Annotated in this window: 19 protein-coding genes; 10 read left to right on the forward strand and 9 right to left on the reverse strand. The window is 66.2% G+C overall.

The features are described 5' to 3' along the window. Positions 1 to 18: 18 nt before the first annotated feature. Both ACE2AC_RS11150 and ACE2AC_RS11155 read left to right on the forward strand, forming a co-directional pair. Positions 19 to 1,020, forward strand: coding sequence for a hypothetical protein (locus ACE2AC_RS11150; protein ID WP_375687079.1), 1,002 nt, complete (start codon positions 19 to 21; stop codon positions 1,018 to 1,020). A 76-nt stretch (positions 1,021 to 1,096) separates the two neighbouring features. Further along, positions 1,097 to 2,941, forward strand: coding sequence for a glycosyl transferase (locus ACE2AC_RS11155; protein ID WP_375687081.1), 1,845 nt, complete (start codon positions 1,097 to 1,099; stop codon positions 2,939 to 2,941). Here the strand turns inward: ACE2AC_RS11155 and ACE2AC_RS11160 are convergent. Both ACE2AC_RS11160 and ACE2AC_RS11165 read right to left on the reverse strand, forming a co-directional pair. Next, positions 2,928 to 4,109 carry a nucleotide sugar dehydrogenase gene (locus tag ACE2AC_RS11160; protein WP_375687083.1) on the reverse strand — a complete coding sequence of 394 codons (1,182 nt, stop codon included), beginning with the start codon at positions 4,107 to 4,109 and terminating at the stop codon, positions 2,928 to 2,930. The two genes, ACE2AC_RS11155 and ACE2AC_RS11160, sit on opposite strands and share 14 nt — an antisense overlap. Positions 4,110 to 4,267: 158 nt before the next feature. Beyond that, positions 4,268 to 4,981: a hypothetical protein gene (locus ACE2AC_RS11165; protein WP_375687085.1), complete on the reverse strand. Its 714-nt coding sequence runs from the start codon at positions 4,979 to 4,981 to the stop codon at positions 4,268 to 4,270. 183 nt (positions 4,982 to 5,164) lie between these two features. Here ACE2AC_RS11165 and ACE2AC_RS11170 point away from each other — a divergent pair, with 183 nt between their 5' ends. Genes ACE2AC_RS11170 through ACE2AC_RS11205 form a run of 8 tightly spaced genes read left to right on the forward strand, consistent with a single transcriptional unit; the run spans position 5,165 to position 13,280 of the window. After that, positions 5,165 to 6,208, forward strand: coding sequence for a Gfo/Idh/MocA family protein (locus tag ACE2AC_RS11170; RefSeq protein WP_375687087.1), 1,044 nt, complete (start codon positions 5,165 to 5,167; stop codon positions 6,206 to 6,208). Between the two features lie 4 nt (positions 6,209 to 6,212). Continuing rightward, complete coding sequence (locus ACE2AC_RS11175; protein ID WP_375687089.1) at positions 6,213 to 7,205, forward strand: hypothetical protein; 993 nt, start codon at positions 6,213 to 6,215, stop codon at positions 7,203 to 7,205. Positions 7,206 to 7,221: 16 nt separating this feature from the next. Beyond that, positions 7,222 to 7,848 carry an SIS domain-containing protein gene (locus tag ACE2AC_RS11180; protein ID WP_375687091.1) on the forward strand — a complete coding sequence of 209 codons (627 nt, stop codon included), beginning with the start codon at positions 7,222 to 7,224 and terminating at the stop codon, positions 7,846 to 7,848. Between the two features lies 1 nt (position 7,849). Beyond that, entirely contained in the window at positions 7,850 to 8,647 is a 798-nt protein-coding gene (locus ACE2AC_RS11185) for an inositol monophosphatase family protein (RefSeq protein ID WP_375687093.1), read from the forward strand. 19 nt (positions 8,648 to 8,666) lie between these two features. Beyond that, on the forward strand, positions 8,667 to 9,332 hold the full coding sequence (locus ACE2AC_RS11190) for a cytidylyltransferase domain-containing protein (RefSeq protein WP_375687095.1): 666 nt from the start codon (positions 8,667 to 8,669) through the stop codon (positions 9,330 to 9,332). Positions 9,333 to 9,340: 8 nt separating this feature from the next. After that, positions 9,341 to 10,261, forward strand: coding sequence for a phosphoglycerate dehydrogenase (locus ACE2AC_RS11195; RefSeq protein ID WP_375687097.1), 921 nt, complete (start codon positions 9,341 to 9,343; stop codon positions 10,259 to 10,261). A 2-nt stretch (positions 10,262 to 10,263) separates the two neighbouring features. Next, positions 10,264 to 12,405, forward strand: a complete 2,142-nt coding sequence (locus ACE2AC_RS11200; protein ID WP_375687099.1) for a hypothetical protein — start codon at positions 10,264 to 10,266, stop codon at positions 12,403 to 12,405. Continuing rightward, a complete protein-coding gene (locus ACE2AC_RS11205; RefSeq protein ID WP_375687101.1) occupies positions 12,402 to 13,280 on the forward strand; it encodes an SMP-30/gluconolactonase/LRE family protein in 879 nt (292 codons plus the stop codon). The genes ACE2AC_RS11200 and ACE2AC_RS11205 overlap by 4 nt, the downstream gene beginning before the upstream one ends. Positions 13,281 to 13,293: 13 nt before the next feature. On the opposite strand, the gene ACE2AC_RS11210 is transcribed toward ACE2AC_RS11205, so the two are convergent. From ACE2AC_RS11210 to ACE2AC_RS11240, 7 genes are all read right to left on the reverse strand, one after another. Then, positions 13,294 to 14,253: a class I SAM-dependent methyltransferase gene (locus tag ACE2AC_RS11210; RefSeq protein ID WP_375687103.1), complete on the reverse strand. Its 960-nt coding sequence runs from the start codon at positions 14,251 to 14,253 to the stop codon at positions 13,294 to 13,296. A gap of 133 nt (positions 14,254 to 14,386) precedes the next feature. Continuing rightward, positions 14,387 to 15,532 (reverse strand): UDP-galactopyranose mutase, encoded by a 1,146-nt coding sequence (gene glf, locus ACE2AC_RS11215; protein WP_375687105.1) that lies wholly within the window; start codon positions 15,530 to 15,532, stop codon positions 14,387 to 14,389. 47 nt (positions 15,533 to 15,579) lie between these two features. Then, positions 15,580 to 19,212: a glycosyltransferase gene (locus ACE2AC_RS11220; protein WP_375687107.1), complete on the reverse strand. Its 3,633-nt coding sequence runs from the start codon at positions 19,210 to 19,212 to the stop codon at positions 15,580 to 15,582. A 273-nt stretch (positions 19,213 to 19,485) separates the two neighbouring features. Further along, complete coding sequence (locus ACE2AC_RS11225; protein ID WP_375687109.1) at positions 19,486 to 20,817, reverse strand: DUF2793 domain-containing protein; 1,332 nt, start codon at positions 20,815 to 20,817, stop codon at positions 19,486 to 19,488. Between the two features lie 92 nt (positions 20,818 to 20,909). After that, complete coding sequence (locus ACE2AC_RS11230) at positions 20,910 to 23,822, reverse strand: hypothetical protein (protein ID WP_375687111.1); 2,913 nt, start codon at positions 23,820 to 23,822, stop codon at positions 20,910 to 20,912. Positions 23,823 to 23,948: 126 nt separating this feature from the next. Continuing rightward, positions 23,949 to 24,602 (reverse strand): ABC transporter ATP-binding protein, encoded by a 654-nt coding sequence (locus ACE2AC_RS11235; protein ID WP_375687112.1) that lies wholly within the window; start codon positions 24,600 to 24,602, stop codon positions 23,949 to 23,951. Positions 24,603 to 24,608: 6 nt separating this feature from the next. Further along, positions 24,609 to 25,853 (reverse strand): sugar transporter, encoded by a 1,245-nt coding sequence (locus tag ACE2AC_RS11240; RefSeq protein WP_375687114.1) that lies wholly within the window; start codon positions 25,851 to 25,853, stop codon positions 24,609 to 24,611. Between the last annotated feature and the right edge of the window lie 176 nt (positions 25,854 to 26,029).

A 26,029-nucleotide genomic window follows, 5' to 3' on the forward strand; every position in this document is an offset into this window, starting at 1 on the left:
CGAGCCCCTAAGCAAGACATGAAGCGCAGCCTCTATCTTCACATCGGCAGCCACCGGACCGCGACCAGTTCCATCCAGGCCTTCATGCACGCCAACCGCGAGGCCTTCATCGCGCGGGGCTGCCTCTATCCCTACAACGTCAAGCGCCACTTCAAGATCGTGAACGAGATCCTGAACGGCCATGCCGACGTGGCCGATGTGGCCGCCGACCTGAACGCGCGCTGCGACAACAAGGACGTGCCCATCGACCGGATCGTCATCAGCGACGAGGACATCTGCATGCGGCAGGACCTCGAACCGCTGGCCCGGCTGCGCGACCATTTCGACGTCAAGGTGATCTTCTACTTGCGCCGGCAGGATCACTGGCTGGAAAGCTGGTACCTCCAGAACGTCAAGTGGCAGTGGAACCCGCGCTACAGCCACTGCACCTTCGACGAGTTCCTCGCCATGCGCGAGGACTTCCACTGGATCCACTACGACCGCTACGTGAAGATGCTGGAAAAGCGGTTCGGGGCCGAGAACCTGCAACTGGTCGTCTTTGAAAAGGACCAGATGCCCGGCGGCCCGGTGATCGAGTTCTGCCGCCAGATCGGGTTCGACGACGTGTCCGAGATGGGCAAGCCCGCGCACACCAACGCCTCGCACTCGGCCGAGATGGTCGAGTTCATGCGCCACCTGCCGCTCGACGCGCTGGACGGGCCGGAACGCGAACTGGTGCGCCGCACGCTGGAGCAGGTCGATCGCGAGCACCTGGGCCACACCGGCAAGCAGAGCGAGCTGATCCTGCCGCTGTCGGCCCGGTCGCGCGTCCTGGGAAAGTACCAGAAGGGCAACGCGGCACTGGCCAAGCGGCTTTTTGACCGCAAAGAGCTGTTCCTCGACCCGCTGCCTGCGCGGGATGCACCGCTGGCCCGGCTCGAGATCCCGCGCGACTCCGCCGCCGCGATCGAACGCTTCGTCGCGCCGCTGATCCTGCAGTTGGTCGCGAACGGCACGATCTCGTCCAAGAACCGGAAATGACGGGACCCTCCCGGCCCTGCCCCGCACCGGACGTCAGGCTTGCCCCGCGGCGCCCGGACAGGGCACAAGGAACGCCATGACGGACCCGCACATGCATTGCCTTCAGGCGCTCCTCTGGCCCGAACCGGGGCTCTGCACCGAACGCGATCTCTACCTGCGCCTGCGGCAGGGGGCGGCGATGTCGCTCGACGCGCGCGAGGTCCTGTTCCCGGCCGGCGCGCTGGCCTCGTCGCTGACCTATTCCAACCTCTTCAACATCGGCGCCTGGCGCGTGCACTGCGGCCTCGACGACGTCGCACTAACGCTTGAAGGCGAGGGCCGGTTCGAGCTGAGCATCCTGCTGGCCCGGCCCGACCGCTCGACCGAACGGGTGCTGAACACCGCGATCCGCCTGACACCGGGGGCGGACCAGACCTGGCCCGTGCCGCTCGACGCGATGACGACGCCGCACGGCGTGCTCTATTTCGAACTGCGCGCGATGAGCGCCGACGGCATCCTCCGCGCCGCGAGGTGGGAGACCGAGGAACCGCCACGCCGGACGCCCGACCTGATGCTGTCGATCACCACCTTCCGGCGCGAGGCGGCGGTGATGCGCACGGTGGCGCGGTTCCGCGATTTCATCGCCCGGACGCCGCTGGCCGATCACCTGCACCTGACCGTCGTGGACAACGGCCAGACGCTCGACCTGCCCGCGGCGGACAGCGTGACGGTCCTTCCGAACGCCAACCTCGGCGGCTCGGGCGGCTTTGCCCGTGGCCTGATCGAGGCGCGCCGCCGCGGCGCCAGCCACTGCCTCTTCATGGACGATGACGCCGCGGTGCACATGGAGGCGGTCGAACGCACCTGGACCTTCCTGGCCTACGCCAAGGACCCGGCGACCGCGGTGTCGGGCGCGCTGGCGCACGCCCGGATGAAATGGACGATGTGGGAAAACGGGGCCGAGTTCTATCGCCTCTGCCACCCGCAGTTCGGCCAGACCGACCTGCGCCGCCCCTCGATCGTGCTGAAGTCGGCCTATGCCGCCAGCACGCCCAAGCCCGCGAACTTCTACGGTGGCTGGTGGTTCTTTGCCTTCCCGGTCGACGCGGTCCGGCACGACCCCTTCCCGTTCTTCGTGCGCGGGGACGACATCAGCTTCGGCCTGATGAACGATTTCCGTCCGACCACCCTGCCCGGCGTGATCTGCCACCAGGACGAGGACTTCTATCTCAAGGAATCGCCGCAGACGCTCTACCTCGACCTGCGCGGGCATCTTGCCCACCACATGGTCGCGCCGCAGCTCGAGATCTCGCGCCGCAGCCTGATGACCATCGTGGCCTGGTTCTACCTGCGCAGCCTGCTGTCGTCGCACTACGAGACGATCGAGGCGCTGACCCTGTCGCTGCAGGATTTCATCGCCGGGCCGCGTTACTTCGAGGACAATCCCGACGTCGCCAGCCGCCGCGCGCAGATCAAGGCGCTGATGCATGACGAGGTCTGGACCGAGGGCGCGCCGCCGCTGACCGTCCGCCGCCGCTTGGATCCCGACAACTTCCTCGCGCGGCTCCTGATGAAGCTGACGCTGAACGGCTACCTGCTGCCCTTCTTCCGCCGGATCGGCGACGACGTGGTGCTGCCAGCCCGCAAGCGTGGCCGCCGGCGGCTGCTCTGGGGCGCCGCGCGGATCACCTATGTCGACGAGGACAACGGCCGCCACTACACCGTGACGCACTCCAAGCGCCGGGCGTGGACGGTCAGCCGGGCCTATTTCGCGCAGGTTTTGCGGCTGTGGCGCAATCACGACCGGATCCGCGACGACTGGCGGCAGGGCTATGCCCGGCTGACCACGCCCGCTTCCTGGGACCGGCTGCTGAACCTGCCGGGGGCCGAGGCCGCGAATGCCGCCCCTGCCCCGTCGGCCGATCCCGTCAGTCCGAGTTGAAGAGGTCCCGGGTGAACACCCGGTCGGCCACGTCGTGCAGTTCCGGCACCATGCGGTTCGCGACGATCAGGTCGGAGTCCTTCTTGAACGCCGCCAGGTCATGGGTCACGCGCGAGCTGAAGAACTCCTCGGCCTCGAGCGCGGGTTCGTAGACGATCACCTCGACCCCCTTCGCCTTGAGCCGCTTCATGATCCCTTGGACCGAGCTCTGGCGGAAGTTGTCGGAGCCTGCCTTCATCACCAGCCGGTGGATGCCGACGACCCTGGGCGCGTGCGACAGGATGCGGTCGGCGATGAAATCCTTGCGGGTGCGGTTCGCCTCGACGATGGCCTGGATCAGGTTCTGCGGCACCGAGGAATAGTTCGCCAGCAACTGCTTGGTGTCCTTGGGCAGGCAGTAGCCGCCGTAGCCGAACGAGGGGTTGTTGTAATGCGCGCCGATCCGGGGATCGAGGCTGACGCCGTCGATGATCTGCCGGGTGTCGAGGCCGAAGGCCAGCGCATAGCTGTCGAGTTCGTTGAAATAGGCCACCCGCAGCGCGAGGAAGGTGTTGGCGAAGAGCTTGATCGCCTCGGCCTCGGTCGAGCCGGTGAAGAGCGTCGGGATGTCGGTGTCGATCGCCCCGCCCTGCAGCAGCGCGGCGAACCGATGGCCGCGCGGGCTGTCCTCTCCCACCACGATCCGGCTGGGATGCAGGTTGTCGTAGAGCGCCTTGCCCTCGCGCAGGAACTCGGGGCTGAAGATGATCCGGTCGGTGCCCATCTTGCGGTTCAGGTCGACGGTGTAGCCAACCGGGATCGTCGACTTGATCACGATGGTCGCGTCCGGGGCGAACTCAAGCGCCTTGGCCACCACTGCCTCGACCGACGAGGTGTCGAAGAAGTTGTTGGTCGGGTCGTAGTTGGTGGGCGTCGCCACGATCACGAACTCGGCCCCGCCAAGCGCCTCGGCCGCATCGGTCGTCGCGGTCAGGTCGAGGTCGCGGTTGGCAAGGTAATCCTCGAGCTCGGTGTCGATCAGCGGGCATTCGCGGGCGTTGACCTGCTGCACCCGGTGGGCATCGACGTCGAGCGCCACGACCGTGTTGTGCTGTGCCAGCAGCACGGCATTCGACAGGCCGACATAGCCGATGCCGGCAACGGCGATACGGGCGGGGGTCTCGGTCATGGGTGGGCCTCTCTGAATGCTCCGGGCTCGGGATGTTGCCTTCACGGCAAGGACCTAGCCGTCCTAAGTAACGTTTGAAAAGTCTTCCGCATGGAAAAATCGGGGCGATGTTGCGCCCGCGAGGATTTCAGCGGCAATTCCGGCCAAGAGGCAAGCGGTCAGGTGAATTTCAGCCCCACCTCGTGCCCGAGCGCCGCAAACCGCACCGTATCGCCCGCCGCGACCCGCACCGCGGGGTTCAGACCACCGGTCGCGACCCATTGTCCGGCCGCCAGCGGCATCACGTGCTGGCGGGCCAGCGCCAGGAACTCGGCCGCCGCGCCGAGCGGGCCGCCGATGATGTTGGCGCTGCGCCCCGCGATCACGGGCGCGTCGTTGTGGTGAAAGGCCGTATCGAAAGCCGACAGCAGCGCGCCTTCGTCAAAGGCCATCACCGGCCCGACCCAAAGCAGCCCCGCTCCCGCCCGGTCGGTCATCTGGGCCCGCAGCACCGGCTTGAGCACGTCGGACAGGACCGTCGCCGGGATCTCGATCCCGAGGGCCATGGCATCAAAGGGCCGGTCCGCGTCGCCCGACAGCCGCAGCATGATCTCGGGCTCGGCCAGCGGTGCGACCAGCCCCGCGGTCGGCACGCTGTCACCGTCAAGGTACGTCTCGCGCCGGTCGAGCGCGCCGAAGAACACCTGCGTGTTGCCAAAGACCTCGCGCGACCAGGGGTTGGCGCCGCCGATCTTCCACCCGGCCACGTCTTCGACGCAGGCGGTCGCCGCGGCATAGGCCGCGCCCTCGGTGGCGGGCAGATCACCCTCGGTCATCGGCGCCGTTTCGCCGTTCGCCCGCGCATGTTTCAGGATTTCCGTGACCCGCTGCATCAGCCTCGCCTTTCCGTGCCACGCGGTCTTGGCACCGCGCCGGGCAACGGGTAGCAGGCGGGACAGCGGCGAACAACTCCGCCCGGCGCCGTCCCTCTGTTGCCTGCGCCCGGCGCGGGGCATAGGATCGCCGCGTATCTGCAACGGGCCGCCCCATCGGCGGCATGACCGACGAGAGACGACATGACGCGACTGCGAGCGGCCATCATCGGATACGGCAAGATGGGACGCATCCGCCACGACGCGATGGACCGCCACGGCGGGTTCGAGACGGTCGTCGCCTGCGATACCTTCGTCGATCCCGGCGCCACCATCCCGATGGTGACCGACCCGGCCGAGGTCTATGCCTACGACCCCGACATCGTGATCTGCGCGACGCCGAACATGATGATCCCCGACGTGGTCTGCGACGCGCTGGCGCGCGGCAAGCACGTGTTCTCCGAAAAGCCGCCGGGCCGCAATTCCGACGACGTGAAACGGATGCGCGCGGCCGAGGCCCAGGCCGGCGACCGGGTGCTGAAGTTCGGCTTCAACCACCGGTTCCACGACGCGATCGAGGACGCGGCCAAGCTGGTCGAAGCCGGCACGCTCGGCGATCTCTATTTCCTGCGCGGCGTCTACGGCAAGGCGGGCGGGCCGAACTATGCCGCCAACTGGCGCAACGACCCGACGCAGTCGGGCGGCGGCATCCTGATCGACCAGGGCATCCACATGCTGGACCTGTTCCTGATGTTCGCGGGCCGCTTCAAACGGGTGCAATCCTTCATCGAACGCAAGTTCTGGACCGACGTGCCGGTCGAGGACAACGCCTTTGCCCTGATGAAGACCGAGGCCGGGGTGATTGCCTCGATCCATTCCTCGGCCACGCAATGGCGCCACACCTTCCGGCTCGAGCTTTACGGGCGCAACGGCTATGCCTCGGTCGACGGGATCCTGTCGAATTCGGGCAGCTACGGCACCGAGGTGCTGACCGTCGCGCTCAACCGCCACGACAAGGACGGCGCGCCGATCCCGAACCCCGAGCTGCAGGAGATCCGCTTCACCGACGACCGGTCCTGGGACAAGGAGATCGCCGAGTTCCATGCCGCCGTCGCGACCGGTACACCTGTCCGCTTCGGCACCTCGCAACAGGCGCTCGACGTGATGGAACTGGTCGAGGCGATCTATGCCGCAGACGACGAATGGACGCTGCCGAACGCGTCCACCACCCGGTCCGCGGCGGAGTAGGACGATGCAGACACCCGTTTTCCTCGACCACCTGCCCGATGCTTCCTCGGTCTCTGGACGTAAGTCGGAACGCTATCGCCACATCCGCAACAAGGCGCTGATCGAGCTCTTGATGGACGAGGACGTGGCCTGGGTGGACCGCGACTGCCCCGCCTGTGGCGCGCCCGCCACCGAGAGCCAGACCTTCGGCCAGGTGTTCATGCCGTTCCAGCGCTGTTCGGGCTGCAACACGATCTACGCTCGGCGGGTGCCCGACCAGCCGGTCCTCGACCAGCTGCGCGCCGCCCATCCCGCCGCCCGCAGCGAGGGCGCGACCGAGGACGAGGACAGCCAGGCGCGAGAGTTCGAATTCATCTCGATCCTCAACTGGATCTCGCTGTCGGACGGCCGGGGCGACCGGCGCCTGCGCAAGGTGCTGGATTACCGCTACAGCAGCCACGCCCCTGATTGGGAAACCGCCGTGGGTCGCCTGAGCAAGAGCCGGAGCTGGCAGTTCCTGCCGCTCGACGCCGACGCGGCGGGCGAGGATTTCGCCGATCTCGCCGTCGCGCTGAAGGCCGACACCCCCGACGTGGTTCTTATCCAGGCCGAGATGGACCGCGTCGCACATCCCGAGAAACTGCTGGCGACGATCAAGGCCAACGCGCCGAAAGGCACGCTGGTTTTCATCGCCAGTTCCTGTGCGGACGGGCTGGAGTACGAACTGCTCGGCGCCGGAGCGCCCAGCTTCATCCCGCTCGACCGGCTTGCGGTCTTTTCGATCGCGGGGCTGCGCAGCATGGCGGAACGCCTCGGCTACACCGTGCGCGAGGTTTCGACGCCCGGCCGCCGCGACGCCGTGATCCTCGACCAGCATTTCCGGCAGGCGGCGAACACCAACGTGCCGTTCTGGTCGGGCTTCTTCCGCGACGCCGACCGCAACCGGCTTTACGACCTGCAAATCCTCCTGCAGCGCAGCCTGCGCTCAGGCCTGCTGCGCTTTGTCATCGAAACCTGAAGACCCCAGGACCCCCATGAAAGACCTCTTCCCGACCGCCCCCTACGACAGCTGCGCCGCGTTCTCGTCGGAATATTTCACCCGGCTCGCCACCGCCGCCCAGCACTGCGACCTGACCGCGCTCGACCGGATCATCGCCGCGCTGAAGACCGCGATCGAGAATGACCGCTTCATCTTCATCTGCGGCAATGGCGGTTCGGCCGGGATCGCCAACCATTCGCTCTGCGACTTCCTGAAATGCGTGCGCACCGACACCGCGCTGAAGCCGCGCTTCATGTCTCTTTCGGCCCATACCGAGATGAACTCGGCCCTGGCCAACGACATCTCCTATGCCGAGGTGTTTGCCTACCAGCTTGAATCGATGGCGCGCGAGGGTGACGTGCTCTGGACCGTCAGCTCTTCGGGCGACAGCGAGAACGTCGTGCGCGCGATCGAGACGGCCAAGGCCAAGGGCATGACCACGATCTCGTTCACCGGCTTCTCGGGCGGGCGGTCCAGGGACCTGGCCGACCTGAACGCGCATGTGGACTGCCAGAACTACGGCATCGTCGAGGACATCCACATGAGCTTCATCCACATCATGACGCAGTACCTGCGGATGACGCACATGGACCAGGACCTCTTCGGCAAGGTGAAGTTCTGAGATGAGCCAGCCCGCCGACAGGGCCCTGCACGACCGGCTGGTCGCCCGGCTGCCCGTCCTGGTGGGCGAGGTCATGTCCGGCGCCTTCGCGACCGAGGCCAAGGGCGACGACGGGCTGGACTTCGTGACCTCCGTCGACCTCGCCCTGCAACGGGCGCTGGAGGACGAGCTGGCCGCGCTGCTGCCCGGATCGGTGGTGACCGGTGAGGAAGGGTACACCGCCGCACGAGGCGACGCCCCCGTCTGGCTGGTCGATCCGCTGGACGGGACGGTGAATTTCGTCGCGGGCCTGCCCAGCTATGCCGTGGCCGTGGCGCTTACCATCGACGGGCGGACAGTGCTGTCGGCCGTCCACGACATCCGGCACGAGACGACCTATTCCGCGCTTTCGCGCCAGGGCGCCTTCGTCAAAGGTGCGCCCCTCGCCCGGCGTGACCATCCGGCGAAGCTCGCCACACTGAGTTCCGGCCTGATGAAGGATCTCGCCACCCACGCGCCCGCCGCGCTGGCCGCGATGCTGAACAGCTTCAAGCTGCGCAATGTCGGCTCGCAGGCGCTGCACCTTTGTTATGCGGCGGCGGGGCACCTGTCGCTTGTCGCCAGCCGCGAGGCCAAGGGATGGGACGACATGGCGGGCGCGCTCATTGCGCAGGAGGCCGGGCTTCGCTACGGCCATTATCACGGGGGCGACACGCCGCCGGTCGATCGGGACCAGTTCAGCCTCTGCGCCGAGCCGGCCCTGTTCGAGGAATACGCCAGCGTACTGGCCGGGTCGCTCGGGCCCGTGATCGCGAACTGACGAGAGGACCGCACCGGAAATGAAGACCGTCGCCATGATCCCGGCCCGCATGGGCAGCCAGCGGCTCACCAAGAAGAACCTGCGCCCGCTGCGGGGCCAGCCGCTGATCACCCACGCGATCGAGAAATGCCAGAAGGCCGGCTGCTTCGACGAGATCTACATCAACTCCGAGGATGTCGAGTTCGGCCAGTTCGCCGAGCAATACGGCGTGAAGTTCTACCAGCGCCCGGCCGAGCTGGGGAACTCCGTCGCCACGTCCGAACAGTTCGTCTACGACTTCCTCAAGAACGTCGACTGCGACCTGCTGATCCAGGTGCATTCCATCGCGCCGCTGCTGACCATGGAAGAGGTCCGCGACTTCACCGAGGCCTTCAAGACCTCGGGCAAGGAGGTCATGCTCTCCTGCATCCAGGACCAGATCGAGGTCGCGTACCACGACCAGCCGGTCAACTTCACCTTCGCGGAAAAGACCAATTCCCAGGACCTCGACCCGGTGCAGCGCGTGACCTGGTCGATCACCGGGTGGCAGGCCGCGCCCTATGTCGCGGCGGTCGAGGCCGGCAAGATCGGCACCTACAACGGCGAGATCGGCTTCTACCCGGTCAACGCCATCTCGGGCCACGTCATCAAGACCCAGCAGGACCTCGACATCGCCGAGGCACTTCTGTCGGTCCTGCGTCCGTGAGCGCGCCGATGAAAGTCCTCGTCTCCAACATCATGATGATCAACGAGCGCGACCGCTTCGACGCGCTCCTCCGCGCCGAGGGCGTGGAGCCGGTCTGGCCCGAGGTGAACCAGTTCATGGGCGAGGATCAGTGCCTGTCCTACGCGGGCGAGGTCGACGGATGGCTGGCCGGTGACGACAAGATCACCCGCCGCGTGCTCGAGGCGTTCCTGCCCCGGCTCAAGGTCATTTCGAAATGGGGCACCGGGATCGATTCCATCGACCTGACGGCGGCCAAGGACCTGGGCGTGCCGGTCTGCAATTCCCCGGGCGCCTTCCGCGACGCGGTCAGCGAATACGCCATCGGCCTGCTGCTGGCGGCGACCCGGCGGCTGGCACGGACTGACCGGCTGATCCGTCAGGGCGGCTGGCCCAAGGGCCGGTTCCCCGGCATGGCGGGGCGCACCATGGGTGTCGTCGGCTACGGCGCCATCGGACAGGGTGTGGGCCAGCGCGCGCGGGGGCTGGGGATGGCGGTGATCGCCTCGGACCCCTACATGCCCGAGGCGCCCGACGGCACGCCGATGGTCAGCTTCGACGCGCTGCTGGAGCAGGCCGATGTCATCACGCTCTGCTGCAACCAGACGGCCGAGAATTACCACCTGATCAACGCCGACACGCTGGCCCGCGCCCGGGACGGCATGATCCTGTGCAACGTCGCGCGGGGTCCGCTGGTGGACGAGGCGGCACTGGTCGATGCGCTCCGCTCGGGCAAGGTGGCGGCCGCCGCCCTCGACGTGTTCGAGGTCGAGCCGCTGCCGCAGGACAGCCCGCTTTTCGAGTTCGAGAACGTCGCGCTTTCGTCGCACAACGCGAACAGCACCGTTGAGGCGATCGAATACGTGCACGCGAACACGCTCGACAACCTGTTCAAGCATCTGAAGGGGTAGTGGTGGCGCGGTTCGGACGGGGGATCAACAACCGGCTGCAGGGCTACGTGCCCGAGTTCGGACAGACGGTGGCGAATGCCTTCGACCTCACCGGGTGGAAGCAGGGCGCCGCCTTTGGTGCCTTCGGCTGCGAGCTCTTCGTGGAGCGCGGATCGGTCACCGTCAGCCTGCGGCATGTTTCGGGCGACGGCGAAACGCGAGAGCTCTGCCGGCTGGAACAGCACCAGCCCGGGTCCGTCTTCAGCCCGCCCATCCTGGCGCACGACATGGACGGCTTCGTCCTGCCCGTGATCGAGGATACGAGCCTTTACGCCGATTTCGACATCCATTTCGGCACCAACGACGCGCCGCCGCAGCCGCATGCCAGGATCGGCCTCATCCTCGATCGGCGCGGCGATGTCGCGGGGGCCGAACAGGCGGTGCAGGCCTACCGGGCCTGGCGCGACCGGCATGGCGCGGGCGATGCGATCCGCCTGCTGATCCTCGCCGACGACAAGACCGCCGGCGACATGCCGCGCGGTGAAGGCGTCGAGGTCGTGACATTTCCGGGCCTCAAGGACGTCTCACCGCTCGGCTGGGCGCTGTTTGACCTGCTCTACAGCCGCTTCGACGCGCCGGGATTCAGCCATCTGGGCCTTGTCCGGCAGGGCATCGCCCTGCACCCCGAAATGTTTGCCCGCGCCCTCGCCTACACCCGCTTCCTGCGCCCCGGCATCCAGCTGGGCGCGGCGCTGGCCGACCCCGGGGGCGACGCGCTGCCCGGACGCATCCGCGGTGTCGGGCTGCGGCTCGACGGGCACCGCACGCCCGGCGTGCCGATCGGCGCGGGGATCGAGGGCACAGACCTCGCCGCCCTCGCACAGCTTGACCGCGGCCCCGACCACGGCGGCTGGACCTGGCAGATCATCGACACCCGCGACCTGCACCGCCTTGGCCTGCCCCTGCCCTTCGCGGGCGACCTGGCATCCGCGGAACACGCCATGCGGTTCGAACGTGGCGGCGTCGGGACGGTGGTGCCGATGTGCCTCTGGGGGATGGAGCCTGCGCCGAAACCATCGCTTCTCCAGAAGGTGACCGGGACCAAGGCCGCCCCGCCGCGCGGCCCACGCCGGCAGAACGGCAGCCTGTCCCGCCTGCCCTCGGGCGACGCCGCGCTCCTCCAGTCCTCGATCCCCGCCTGGACCCGGATCGCCGGTGGTGCGGCCGAGAAATCCCTGCCGCGCGCCGGATCGGACGAGGCCGCGCAGATGCTGGAACGCCACCGGGAGCTGGCGATCCTGCACGACCGGATGGAGCGGCAGCACCGCGCCGCACTGCAGGGCGCCGCGGCCCAGATCGCACCGTTGCGCACGGCGCTTGACGCGAACCGCCTGCTCGACCCCGAAAGCGCGCGCGGCGACCTTGAACGCGCCAGCCGCACGATGCTGAGCCTGCTGCGCAACCGCCACGCCGGCGCGCGCGTCTTCGTCATCGGCAACGGCCCCAGCCTGCACATCGCCGACCTCGACCGGTTGCGGGACGCGGTGACGCTTGCCTCGAACAAGATCTACCTCGCCTACGACGAGACCGACTGGCGGCCGACCTACTATTCGGTCGAGGATCACCTGGTCATGCTGAACAACCGCGACCGGATCGCGGCCTTGACCGACAGCATCAAGATCTTTCCCGCCAGCCTGCGCGACTTCGGCTACCACGCCGGCGACACGGTCTTCATGCCGTTCCGCCCGCCCGCCTCGTTCGAGGACCCGCTGTCCGATCCCGACTTTCCGGCCTTCAGCGACGACCTCGCACAGGGCGTCTGCTGGGGCTCGACCATCCTCTACACCCAGATCCAGATCGCGGTGCACCTCGGCGCGGCCGAAATCGTGCTGATCGGTCTCGACCACAGCTACGATCTGCCCGACACCCGCGACGGCAACACCTACCTGCACGCCGGCGAGCGGAACCATTTCCACCCCGACTACCGGGCGCCCGGCGAACGCTGGCACCAGCCGAACCTCGAGGTGCTGGAAGCGTCCTACGCCCGCGCCCGCCAGGTCTGCGAGGCGCGCGGCATCCGGATCGTGAACGCCTCGCGCGAGACGCGCCTCGACGTGTTCGACCGCGCCGACCTCGACACCCTGCTGCCCGGAGGAGACGCATGACGGCGACAGTCCACGATCACCGCCCCTGCACCCTGGGCGAGGGACCGCTCTGGCACCCGGAACGGCAACAGCTTTTCTGGTTCGACATCGTCAACGCGCGGCTCCTGTCGCAGGACGCGGGGACCGCGCGGGAATGGCAGTTCGACCGCATGGTCTCGGCCGCCGGCTGGGTCGACCATGACCGGCTCCTGATCGCGAGCGAGAGTGACCTTTTCCTCTTCGACCTCGAAACCGGGACAGAGACGCACGTCATCCCGCTCGAGGCCGATCGGCCCGACAACCGCTCCAACGACGGCCGCGCCGATCCTTGGGGCGGCTTCTGGATCGGCACGATGGACAAGGCGGGCAATGCCCCCTCCGGGTCGATCTACCGCTACTGGCAGGGGGAGCTGCGCCGCCTTCACGACGGCCTGACCACGCCGAACGCTATCTGCTTCGCTCCTGACCGCAGCTGCGCCTATTTCGCCGACACCCGCAAGCGTATGATCTTCTGCCAGTCGCTCGACCCCGCCACCGGCTGGCCCGCGGCCGCGGCCGAGACCTTCCTCGACCTGCGCGCGCGCGACGGAGAACCGGAACGCAAGCCCGACGGCGCGGTGACCGATGCCGCGGGCAACCTCTGGATCGCGCAATGGGGCTCCGCCCGCGTGGCCTGCCACGCCCCGGACGGCCGCTTCCTGCACGCCGTGCCGCTCCCGACCCCGCACAGCTCCTGCCCCGCCTTCGGCGGCCCGGACCTGACAACGCTCTATGTCACCACCGCGCGGCAGGGGCTGAGCGAGGATGCGCCGGGCCACGCGGATTTCGCGGGAAAGACCTACGTCGCGGAGGTGCCGGCAACTGGCCGGGCCGAGCCTGCCGTACAACTTTCCTGACGGCCCGAAACCGTCAGGTGAGTTTCACCGCGACGTTTTCATGCTTGTAGTTGTAGGTCAGGTACTCGTAGTTCAGGCCGAATTCTTCGAGGAACTCCCGGAACGCCAGGAATTCTCCGCGCTCCCAGCCGTCGTAGTTGAAGTACTCGTCGAAGACGATAACCGTACCGGGCCGCATCCGTTCACCCAAGAGCCGAAAGATGTCCTTGGTCGAGCTGTAGAGATCGCAATCGATATGGATGTACGCGATCACGTCATCCTGCGCGACATGCTCTTCGATAAACCGGGGAATGGCTTCTGAGAACCAGCCAACGTGCAGTCGGATATTGTCCCGCACCGGCGGCAACTTGTCCGTGGCGAACTCACCGGCGTCGAAGCCGTCGCGCCATGCCTCGGGCAGCCCTTCGAACGAGTCGAAGCCGTGAACGGTCCAGTCGGGACGCTGTTGCGCGATGTAGTTTATCGTGCGGCCAGAGTGGACGCCGAACTCCATTGCCAGACCGTCAAGCGTGACTGCTGCCAATCCGGCATCGTGTACCTTGAACTTGTGATCGACAGATTGGACGTGCGCCATCTTGGTCTTCACGTAGTCGGCTGTGGTCTCGGTGGCGAGAACCTGCAGCTTGCGACGAATGTCCATGTAGCCGCGGTCCATCCGCATCTCGGTCAGGACGGCGTGGCGTGCGCCTTCCGTCTTTGCAATGCCCTGAGCGGCAAGTTCCTGGGTCTTCCGCTCGATTTCCTCCAACCGCTGCAGCGCGGCCTCGATCCCCGAAAGACGAGATTGCACCTGGTCGAGTGTTGAAAGCTGCGCCTGCAACTGCTGGAGCGATACGCCAAGCTCGGCCAAGCGACGATCCTGGGCCGCCAGTTGACCACCGAGATCAGCCGCAGACTGGCGCGCGACCTGTTGGCTGCGGCGTGAGGTGTTTCGAACGGTTTCCTGAATTTCCAGCTTGTGCTGCTGAAACATGACTATCCCGAACTTTCGAGACAGATCGATTATTCTTCTTTTGAACACGGTGCGATCATCAAGCCTGTCAGGCGAACCCAAGTGAAAGGTTCGCCCGTTGAACCACGTGCGCCCCCCTCAGGCAATGCGGGGGTCAGAGTGGGGTGGTGTAAAACGACCGCGGCTGTTGCTCTGCCGCGACATCCGCCAGGAAGGCCTCGGCCGTGTCCATCGCCTCGCGGATGGTGACGTCCATGTCGAGGTAGCGGTAGGTGCCCAGCCGTCCGACGAAGGTGACGCCCGCCGTCTTCTCGGCCAGCGCGACGTAGTCGGCCAGCATGGCCTTCTCGTCGACCTGGCGGATCGGGTAGTACGGGATGTCGTCCGGCCCGCAGGCGCGCGAGAATTCGCGGTAGAGGACCGAGCCCTCGTGCTCTTCCCAGGGAGAGAAGTGCTTGTGCTCGGTGATCCGGGTGTAGGGAACGCCGACCTCGCCGTAGTTCATCACGGCGCAGCCCTGGTAGTCGCCCTCGTAGGTGAAACGTTCGAAATCGAGCGTGCGGTACCCAAGGCGCCCAAGCTCGAAGTCGAAGTAACCGTCGAGCGGTCCGGAATAGAAGACGTGGTCGTACTCGCCCGCCTGGTCGCGGGTGAAGGTCGTGCCAAGGTGCACGGTGATGCCCGGGTGGTCGAGGATGGCGGCGACCATCTCGGTGTAGCCGTTCTCGGGCATGCCCTGGAACTTGTGGAAGAAATAGTTGTCATCGTAGTTGAACCGCACCGGCAGCCGCTTGAGGATCGAGGCCGGCAGCTCGGACGGATGGCAGCCCCACTGCTTCTGGGTGTAGCCCTTGAAGAACGCCTCGTAGAGATCCGGGCCGACAAAGCGCAGCGCTTGCTCCTCGAAGGTCTGCGGCTCCTCGATGGTGGTGTCGGCCTGCTCTGCGATGAAGTCGCGCGCCTCGTCCGGGCGCAGCGTCTTGCGGTAGAACTGGTTGATCGTGTGCAGGTTCACGGGGAGGGAGAAGACCTCGCCGCGCGACGTCGTCTTGACCCGGTTCTTGTAGGGGCGGAAGGCCTGGAAGCGATTGACGTAGTCCCAGACCTCGGCGTCGTCGGTATGGAAGATGTGCGGGCCGTAGACATGCACCATCACGCCGGTTTCGGGGTCACGCCCGGTATGGCAGTTGCCTGCGACGTGATCACGCGCATCGACGATGGTGACCGTGTGCCCCGCCTCGGCCAGGCGCCGCCCGATGACCGCGCCGGACAGGCCGGCCCCTACCAGTAGATACTTCATCGGCAATGCCCCCATTTCTTAGTCGCGCCGTTCTTTCACACACGGCTTCAGGCGACAAGTGCTCCGGCCGCCTGCCGCCCGCCAAGTCGCGCTGTCAGTCCTCGAACCGGTAGCGCATCCGTCGATAGGCTTTCTGACTGGCATTGTAGAGGCTGGGGTACCGCTTTAGCACCGAGGCGACGCTCATGATGGTCTTGGACTCCAGCGGAGTGACATCCAGGCTCAGACGTGCGCGCCGCGAAGGGTTCCCGTGGAAGCCGTGCGCCCGTTCGAACTTGGCTGGACAGCTCTTTGCGCGATGCGATCATCTGCTCGTACCCGGCAAGGTCACCGGATAGCGCTGCCTCGATGAATTCGACCTTGGACAGGTCAAGATACGGGAACATCGAGAAGAGCTCATCGCGGCGGAAGAAGTCTTCGTCGCCCCGGATGAACATTGCCGGGATCTCGGCAAAGAACGCCTGACGCATGTCTTCCGGCAACCGGCTGAACGCGAAGTGCAAGAGGTGCACCTTGTAAGGCACGTAGAAGGGCTGGTTGCGATCGTAGACGCCCCACTTCGCGTAGAGTTCATTCATGATCCGAACCGCGTCGAGCATGCCGTACACCCGCGGATTGATCGATTGGGTCATCGATTTCTCGTTTATGCGGAACTTGTAGAACGCGCGGTTCAGAACGGCGATGTTGTCCGAGGAAAGCAGAGTGCGAAGGTTCTGGGGATTGTCGTCGAAATTCGCGCAATCCAGGTCGAATTGCAGACCCTTCTCTTCAAAGTAATCCTTGCGAAAGATCTTGGCCCACGGGAAAGGATACTGCGCAAAGAACGGCTTGTGCGCCTCGTCCATCCAGTAAAAGTCGTCTTGAGGCAGGTAGTTTCGATAACTGCGATACCGAGGCTCTCCGACCTTGGGCGTGTTGTACATTTCGTGGAAGAAGAAATAGAGAACGTCCGGGCTTTTCTCCTCCATCGTTTCGACCAGTTGCCGATAGGCGTCCGGCACCAAGAGATCGTCGCCGTCGCTCAGATGCAGGTACTTTCCGCGCGCCATCGACACCCCCAGGTTCCGGGCCGAACGCTGGTTCGGTTCCTCCTGAAAGACGGGCACCACCCGCGGATCACGTGCCGCGAAGTAGTCGATGATCGTCTGAGACGTGTCGGTGGAGCCGTTGTTGACAACGATCAACTCAATCCGATCGAAGGTCTGGGTGAGGATCGAACCGATGCAATCGGCCAGGTACTCGGCTCCGTTGTAGACCGGCATGACCACCGAAAGGACGGGATCGGCGGTCTGGGCGCGATCCCGGACATTTCGGAGCAGGGCTTCCCTTTCGCTCCCCATGTGGTCCGCGCCACCACCCTCAAGAAGGTCGAGCAGATCACGCTTCAGCCGGGACTGCTCACGCGCTCCTGTCTCTCCATGGGTGCTGTAGAGGTAGTACTTGAGCAGACGCGCGACATGCGCCTCAAACTTTGCCTTTTTCTCGGCCGTGTAGCCGTCCGATAGTGCCTGGCGAACCGTCGCTTCCAGGTTCGACTGTGCATCCAGCACGTCGACTGCGCCCGAGCCATTGATCTGGTTCCGGCCCAGCATCACCACAGGTGTCTCGCGCAGCAGGCTTTCGTAACAACCTTGGGACACGAGGGTCAGCGCGACATCGGCAAATTCGATACAATCATCAAGGTTCGCATCCCGCAGGATGGTGACGTTCGGATAGTCTTCCCGAACATCCATGCCTCTGGTCATCGTGATGGGATGCGGCTTGTAAACGATCTGAACGTCGTCCGCTGCGCCGAAGACCTCGCTCAGGTGACGCAGCGCGGCGTCGTTGCTGTCATAAAGGGGTGAGTGGAAGCGCTTGCCGGTCTCGTCGTAGGGAACGTATCCGGAGAACGCCGCATTGCTCCCCATCAGCAGGATCGTCTTCTTGCCGGAATTGGCCAGGCGCGTCATGCGGCGCTGCGTCTGCTCAGACACCGCCAGCTTCAGGTTGCGCGACGGCCGCGTCGCGACAACATCCGCGAGGTACCGGGCAGCCCGGGCCGTGTCCGTGTCGTCGAGCGGTTGGCCGTTGAATGTTTGAGAGTGTTCGCAGACCCAGCTTTCGCCCATGTGCCCTTCGCAATCGAAGGCCAATGTCTTGGGCAGGACGCCAAGCTCCATCGTCACCGTCGGGATGCCGAACTCGGCGCACAGATGCCGCAGGATTCGCGGACAGAGCAGGTAAGTGCCCCAGCTCACGACAATGTCCGGAGCATAGAAGGCCAGTGCCCGCCTCAAGTAGAGATAGGCAGCGTTCGAAACGGCCCGCGCCGCACGCTCCGTGCAGGCATACTCTTCGATCAAGGCAGCCATCGCAGCCGCGATCGCCGGTTCGGGCACGTCTTCCCGCACATAGCCGAACTGACGTGCGAATTCGACGTTCCGCACCGTATGGGTCACGTTGGCCAACAGGTCCGGCAGATCCTCGGTCAACAGGTCGTCATGGTCCCGCGCCCTCACATTGCCGTCGATGACGACCATGTCGAACGCTGTCTTGTCCAGGAAGTCCCCCAGCATCGTCTTCTGCGGCACGTGGCTCCCGGTTTCGAGCCACGAGAGGAACATCATGCTCTTGCGATCACTGTCCTTGCGCCGATCGATCCAAGCTGCACGCGCCTTGTTGCGAGTGGCAACGTTGTGCTCGCTGTAGAACACCGACTCCACGTCGAACGGATCGTAGTCGGTCAACTCGCGAACGCCATCGTATTCGGGCCGCAACTCCTCGACAAAGAAGTACGATCCATCATGCACGTTGAAAGAGGCGGCCACCGACGGGAACCCCTTCCACACGCCGCCGGCAAAGTGCACGACGCAGGGCTTCTCGTTCGTTTTCTTGTGAAAGAACTGCTGCGGCACGCGCTCTTCGATCAGCTCCTTGCCGCCATTGCAAAGATGCAAGACGTCCCCTTCGTCGAAGAGGCGAAACTTTTCGGGGAATTTCCCCCGGATCAAACGGACGAGATCCTGGTCATGCCAAAGATGTTCGGCAAACAACGGCAGCGCAACGCTGTCGAACAGCGCACGCACCTCGGAAAACACCGAAGCCATGAGGCGCGGCTTTGCGATCACGAAGCCAATGTTGATTTCATGTTCGCCGAAATCGATTTCCGAGGCATCGTGATGGCGCGAATAATTGAAATTCTTCTTCCAGAGATTAGTCCCCGGCAGCATCTTATTCTCTTCGTGCCAGTACCAGAGCACGCCGGGATCTGCATACGTCTTCTCGAACAGCTCATTCACGTCACGCTGGAAATAGAGATCATTGTCGCAAAGCGCCATTGACTCATATTGATCGCCGAACTTGCGAACCCAATCGCAAACGATCAATTTGCTCATGCGCTTGTTGCGATACAGAAGAAATGCATCATCCAAGGTCAGCTTGCCGTTCTGATACTCCGGCTGAGATGCTGCAATCTCTTCGCGATATGGCCAATCCTGCACCTCGACGAGCGGGTTGATCAGGTATTTGATCCCACGACTGTCGAGAAATGCCTGGCAGCGCTTGCTCAGGTGCGTAGAAATCACCCAAAGATCACCGCGAAAATTACCGCCATACTGATCGAACAGGGACTCGATCATCAGATTGGCCTGCGCCACGTGCATCGTGTTGGCGGTAAAGACAATCGCGTTTTTCTTCAAGACGTATCTCCTGTTCACAACGGGCGACACCTCTTCGTCGGAAGTACGGCCCACGACCCGTCGCCTTCTTTCATTGTAGGCCATGCGAGGCAAGCCGCTTCCTCGGAAAAGGAAACGCCCCTCCCCGGCGCGACCGGCAAATTCTCGCCGCAACAGCTAGGAAACTTTGGTCAACAGAAGGTTAAGGCAACAAGGCCCCGCAGTCGATACGACCACGAGGCGCGTGATTTTGTGGCACGCCTCATGGCATGCATGACAGGGCGCAAAGCCCCCCTAGAACCAGCGCCCGATCGCCACGCCGCGCAGGGCGAGGGACGCGGCGGTGGAGACCGCTCCGACGGCCCGGAAATCGCAGCTGGTGGTGCCGGGCGCCGCGGCGCTGGCCCAGTACGACAGGTCGTCGACCTCGAACCGGCAGACAGGTGCGGCGGCGAAGCTGGCGGGCAGCGTCCACGTGGCGGTCGCGCTGACGTAGAGCGCGCCATCGGCCGTGTCGCAGGCGCTGACATCCAGGGTGTCCGTGGTGCAGATCTGGGTGCCGTCGGCCAGGCGCAAGTACTCGCCGTTCGCGTTGCTGCCGCGCTCGATCACCGCGCCGGTCGGCAGGCCCGCGCTTTCCGAGACCGTGCCCAGCAGGTTGCCCAAGTGCACCAGCCGCGACCAGGGATTGAAGGCGGCATTGTCGTTGCGGATGCGGACATAGACGGCGGTGTCCGCCGCCTCCATGTCTGCCCAGAGCTGGAAGTTCGACCGCCCGGCCTCCCACCCCGCGATGGTCAGCGCGGCGCCGTCGGTGCCGGCGGGCGCGTCGCTGGGCGCGCTGGCCGCCGCATGGGTCGAGAACTGCGTGCGTTCCAGGTCCGCCAGGGCCCATGTGCCGCCGGTTTCGGTCCAGCCCTCGGTGCCGAGGCCGAAGGCGCCTGCGCGCAGCAGCCGGCCGGTGGTGCCGTCGGTCGCATTGGCCTGCACCGCCGCGCCGGTGGCATGGCCCGTGGCCGCGTCAAACACCAGAGCCTCGGTCCAGGCGCTGCCGTCAGGTGACACCTTGAGGTGGAAGTCGCTGTCGCCGGTCAGTCCGAATTCCGCGTGGCCGGAAAAGCCCGACTGGAACAGCACCGCCGCCGTGTCGCCAGCCGAGGCCTTGTTGATCTTGAGCCGGTGATCGTCACCATCGTGGTTCAGCAGGGTTGCATCGGCCGCGACGGCCAGCCGGTTCGAGGTGTCGGCAGAGGTGTTGATGCCCAGAAGCGTTGGCGCGCCGAAATCGCTCACCTCGCCCCATCCACCGCCGGTGAAGGCCCGGATCACGCCCGCGGCACGATCCCAGGCCAGCCACCCCTCCTGCGGGAGGAGAAAGCGCCATGCGCTGCCGTCCCATTGCGCGAGGGTCCCGGCCTGCCCGGACCAGGCGCCGGTGGGGGCGGGCCCGGTGGCATGGATTTCCCCGGCGGCGGGGATGACGGGGGGATCGTTGGCGTCCACGCCTTCGAGGACGAGCTGCACCAGCGCGTCGAGTTGCACCAGCGCCTCGTTGTGGGTCACGTGTTTCTGCGCCTGCGCGGGCGCGATGAAGGGCAGGTTCAGCCTGGCGGAATGGTCGGTCATGCGGGGCACCTCGCGTTGGTGTGGCGCGAAGGTTCTGCCGCGCGATGCGTTTCCCTGCCCTGACCATGCCGCGCCAGCCATTAACTCGAATTTCAGAAGATGCTGATGTCGTCGGCCAGCCCCGCGAGCGAGGTCACCCCGTCGAGGCGGATCGTGCCCGCCGCGCCGAAATCGAACAGCGTGCCGCCGCCCTGCACGCGGGCAAAGGCATCCACCACGCCCTGCGCGTCCCGTGTTCCGGACCAGAGCGCATCGTCAAGCTGCAGCCGGTCGATGCCGTTGCGATAGTCCGTTACCCGGTCCGCACCGATCGCGCTGCCGAAAAAGACGAAGGTGTCCGCCCCCGCATCGCCCTGCAGCGTATCATTGCCGCCCCCGGCCCAGATCGTGTCGTTCCCCGCGCGGCCAAAGACCAGGTCGCCGCCGAGGAACCCGCCCTGCGCCTCGTCGAGGAAGGTGTCGTCTCCGCCGCCAAGCCAGGCCTGGTCGCGACCGGGGCCGCCGATGATGGTATCGTTGCCCGCCTGGCCATAGAGCCTGTCCGCATGGGCGCCGCCCATCACGAGGTCGTGGTTCAATCCGCCATGGATGACGTCATCGCCGGCACCGCCGTCAAAGACATCGCGCCCGCCGCCGCCAAAGATCGTGTCGCGGCCATTGCCGCCATGGACCGTGTCGCGGCCGAGGTCGTTGTCCTGCCCGTTGTCGCGGAACACGTCGTCGCCCCGGCCCAGCCATGCGGAATCCGGCCCCGGCCCGCCGAACACGAGGTCCGCGCCATCCTCGCCATGGATCAAGTCGGCATGCACGCCGCCATAGACCGTGTCGGCCCCGGCCCCGCCATGGATGGTGTCGTCGCCGCTATTGCCGTGGAACAGGTCGTCCCCGGCGCTGCCCCGGATGACGTCGCGACCGCCGCCGCCGAACACCGTGTCGCGGCCCGCCACGCCGGCCTGGTCGGTGTCGATGAAGATGTCATCGCCCAGCCCGAGGTAGACGAGGTCGCGCCCCGCCCCGCCGTCCACCAGGTCGTCACCATCGTTGCCGTGGATCGTGTCGTCGTGCATTCCGCCATTGATCGTGTCGTTCCCCGCCCCGCCAAAGAGCGTGTCCTGGCCCTGGTTGCCGTGCAGGATGTCGTCGTGATCGCCACCGTCCAGGCGATCCCATCCGCCGCGACCGTAGAGCGTGTCGTTGCCCGCATTGCCCTCGAGCACGTCGCGCCCGCTCTTGCCGTCGAGAAGGTCGTCATTGTCGCCGCCGATCAGCCTGTCGGCGCCCGAACCACCGATCAGGACGCGGACCGGGTCCAGCGGGATGCGCGTCGGGGGCGGCGGGTCGGGGTCCCCTCCGCCGCCCGGGTTTCCGCCACCGCCCGGGCTGCCGCCACCGCCCGGAATGCCACCCGGGTCGGGATCTCCTCCCGGGTCCGGGCCCTCGCCCGGATCGGGATCGCCACCGGGGCCGGGACCGTCGTCCGGGTCTTCGGGGATGGGATCATCGTTCGTCTCGGCAAAGGGCGGGCGATCTGTGTCCCAGACCAGGCTCGCCTGCACCTGCGCGACACTCAGTTTCTTGCCCGAGGCGCTGTAGAGGTCCAGGACCTCGCCCCCCGGCAATTCGATCCGCGCGCCCCAGCTCATCGGGGTCACGCTCAGGCGGGCGGCAGAGTAGAGCATCGGCACCAGCGACAGGTCGACCCGGTCCACGCCCGGTTCGAAATCGCGGATCACGTCCGTCGCGTCGTCGCGTCCGAACAGGAAGAGGTCCGCCCCGGCCCCACCGAACACCGTGTCCGCCCCGCCGCCATCAAAGAGGATGTCGGCCCCGGCCCCGCCCCGCAGGTCATTGGCGCCGGACCCGCCGGCCAGCATGTCACGCCCCGCCGTGCCGTCCAGCCGCCCCGACGCGGCATGCAGCACCACGCCGAGGTCGGCAAGGTCATGGGACAGGTGCGCGATCCCCTGCGTCTGGCGCGCGACAAGCACGTGCAGCGCATCGTCAACCACCGCAGCCGCAATGTTGGTAATCCCCGAGAGGCCCGGCGCCGCCTCGCCTCCGACCGTATCGAGGTGCACGAGCCGCCCGTTGGGCAGCATGGTGAAGAGCGACACACCACCTTCCCCGCCGGCGGCGGCGACGAAGGTCCAGTCGCCCGCTGCGGCCGTGGTCATCGAGACGGCGTCGCCGAACCGGGTCGCCCCGCCGTCGAGCACGTGATCGGCATAGACCGGCTGACCGCCCGGCCCCAGGCCGATGACGCTGAGCGCCCCGCCCGCGCCGCCGTCACTCGCCCCGCTGGCGACAACCGCGTAGGACTGGCCCGCGACCTGCACGACCTCCATGTCGATGGCGACGGCGTGCAGGCCCAGCCCCTCCCATCGACCGAAGGCTCCCGCGACCCGCAGCGCCCCGGTGCCGTCCATCTCAAAGCTGGTGACGCCCCCCTCCCCGCTCAGCGCCATGAGGTAGGTCTTGCCCTCGGACGTCAGCGTCCCAAGCGCCCGCGCGTCCGCCAGGTAGATGTCGGGCCGGTCGACCAGCTCTCCGCGCGTGACATAGCCGCTGCCGCCGGGAGACAGCCAGGCCAGCACCGCGTCGTCGCTCATGCCATATAAAGTCTGGCCGTGCTGGGTCAGGGCGACCGGGCCGGCCACGATGCCGAGCGTCGTGGCGGCGCCGATCCCGCCGTCGGCGTCGATGTCGTACCCGACCAGCCGACCAGCCCCGTCCACGCCCGTCACCGCGACCCTGCCAGCATCGAGGTCCAGGACCGGCAGCGCGCCGACACGGACCCCGCCGAGCGCAACCTTCACACCGGCCCCGTGATAAGTCGCGTCGATCCGTGCGCCCGAAAGGTCGAAGGTCACCACACCGCCCGTGGTCCCGCTGACGGCGACCACCACGGGCCCAAGCGCCGTGTCCACGACACTCAGCGCCCGGACATCGGCGCCAAGCGCGCCCCAGGCACCGCCGATGACGGGCAATGTTTCAAGCTCAGGCATGGCAGGCCCCGCGCGCGCCGTACCTTCTGGCACGGGTTACCGGTCAGGATGGCGCGGCAGCCTTGCCCAAGTCTTTCCGGGGCCACGTGAAAGTCGGCGCAATTTTATCGGAAGGCGCCCGCCGTCTCAGCGCATCAACGCCTGGTGCAGGTCGATCGCCTCTTCGAGGTCCTCGAAATACGTCAGCTTGCCGTTTTCGAGCACGACGCCCGCGTCGCAGAAATCGCGCACGTCGTTCATCGAGTGGCTGACGAGGATCGCGCCGCTGCGCTCCATCCGCGACTTGAAGACCTCGCGGCTCTTGCGCTTGAAGACGGCGTCACCCACCGCCGTCACCTCGTCCACCAGATAGGTGTCGAAATCGATCCCCATCGAGGTGCCGAAAGCTAGGCGCGATTTCATCCCGGCCGAATAGGTCCGCACCGGCATGCGGAAATGCTTGCCCAGCTCGGCAAAGTCCTCGACGAAGCGGACCAGGCTGTCGGTGTCCACGCCGTAGATCCGCGCCACGAACCGGACGTTCTGAACGCCGGTCAGCTGGCCGTGGAACGACCCGCCGAAGGCAACGGGCCAGGACATGCTGCCGTCGACCACGATGCGCCCCGAGGTCACGGGCACGTTGCCCGCGATCATCTGGATCAGCGTCGACTTGCCCGCGCCATTCCGTCCCAGCAGCGCCAGCGACTTGCCGGTCGGCAGCTCCATGTCCAGGTCGTCGATGACGGTCTTGTAGCTGTCCCCGACCCAGAACCCCTTGCTGACATGTTCAAAGCGGATCATGCGCGGTCAGCGGCGGTCGCGGATCGAATAGTAGATCAGCGCGCCGATCCCCCAGAGGAACATCAGGAACAGCGTGCCGACGCCAAGGATCAGGAACCGCTGCGGATATTCCGATTTCTCGGCCAGCGTCGGGGTGATGTACGTGGCAAGGTAGCGGCTCTGGCGGGCCTCCTCGGACCGGGCGGCCTCATAGGCGGTGAGCGCCGCGCGGTAGTTCTGCTCGGCGAACTCGCGTTCGACCTGCAGGCCCTCGTACTCCGAGATCAACGTCGGGTAATCCTCGTCGGTGCCGGTGATCTTGGTGTTGGCAAAGTTGTCGCGCTCCTGCGCGATGCGGTTGCGGATCACCTCGATGCGGCGCAGCGCCTGGGTGACGCGCGGATCGTCCGCCGGTGCCGTCTCAGTCAGCTCGTCAAAGCTCACCAGTTCCTGCGCCAGTTGTTGCTGGAGGTTGTTCATCACCCCCATGCGACCCTGGATATCGGCCTCGATGTCGACGATCTGGGTGCGGGTGCGGAAACGGGTCAGCGCCTCGCGCGTCTCCTTCAGCCGTGTCTTGGCCTCGTCGAGGTCGGCGGCGGCGTAGCGGATCGCATCGGTGCGCGCGGCCTCGTTCAGCGCGTTCACCATCTGCTGGCTTTCCGCCACCACCGCCTTGGCAATCGCCTGGGCAGAGTCGGGGTCGAAGGCAAAGACCTGCAGTTCGGTCAGGCCGGTCGACTGGTCGTAGGACACACGCACCATCCGGTCCCAGAAGTGGTGCAGGTCCTCGATCGTCGCGTCGCCGGGCAGGGAAAAGGCCGGGTCGTTGGGCCAGTTCTGCGAATAGTGGGCGCGCAGGTCGACATCCTGGTTCACCCGGCGGACGATCTCCTGCGAGCGGATGAATTCGTAGAGCACGTCACCGTCGGGCGAGGAGCTGGCCCCGGTGAACTGCGCCAGGCCGCCCAGGATCTCGGTCGCGCTGCTGCCCTCGTCCTGCCGGACGGTGAAGCCGGTGGTCGAGACGTATTGATCCTCGGCGATGGCGAAGAGGTAGAACCCGCCCAGGACCGCCGGCAGCAGCACGGCGAGCCCGAAGCTGACCGCGAGACCCCAGTGCCGCCGCCGCATTCGGGCCGGCTGGGCCATCGGGCGCTTGGCCCCGGCATTCGGCCTGGGCGCGGATTGCGGCGCAGGCGCGGCCTCCGGCTTGGGTTGGACCACCGGGGCAGAGGGGTCGGGATCGTTGGTCTTGTCGTGTTTCGTCAACGCGCTATCCAGAGCATTACCTGTTTGAACCCGGGCACCGTATTGATCATACTGCGGCCCTGTTCAATGCCAGTCGTACAGCAGATGTCCACACCTGACACCGCGCAGCCCCCGCTTTCGCCGCAACGGCCGACCCTTGGCGCCGGCGTGCACCGGGGTTTCCCGGCGTTCCGGAC

This window comes from Pseudooceanicola sp. LIPI14-2-Ac024 (genome assembly GCF_042188925.1).
Lineage (GTDB): Bacteria > Pseudomonadota > Alphaproteobacteria > Rhodobacterales > Rhodobacteraceae > Pseudooceanicola.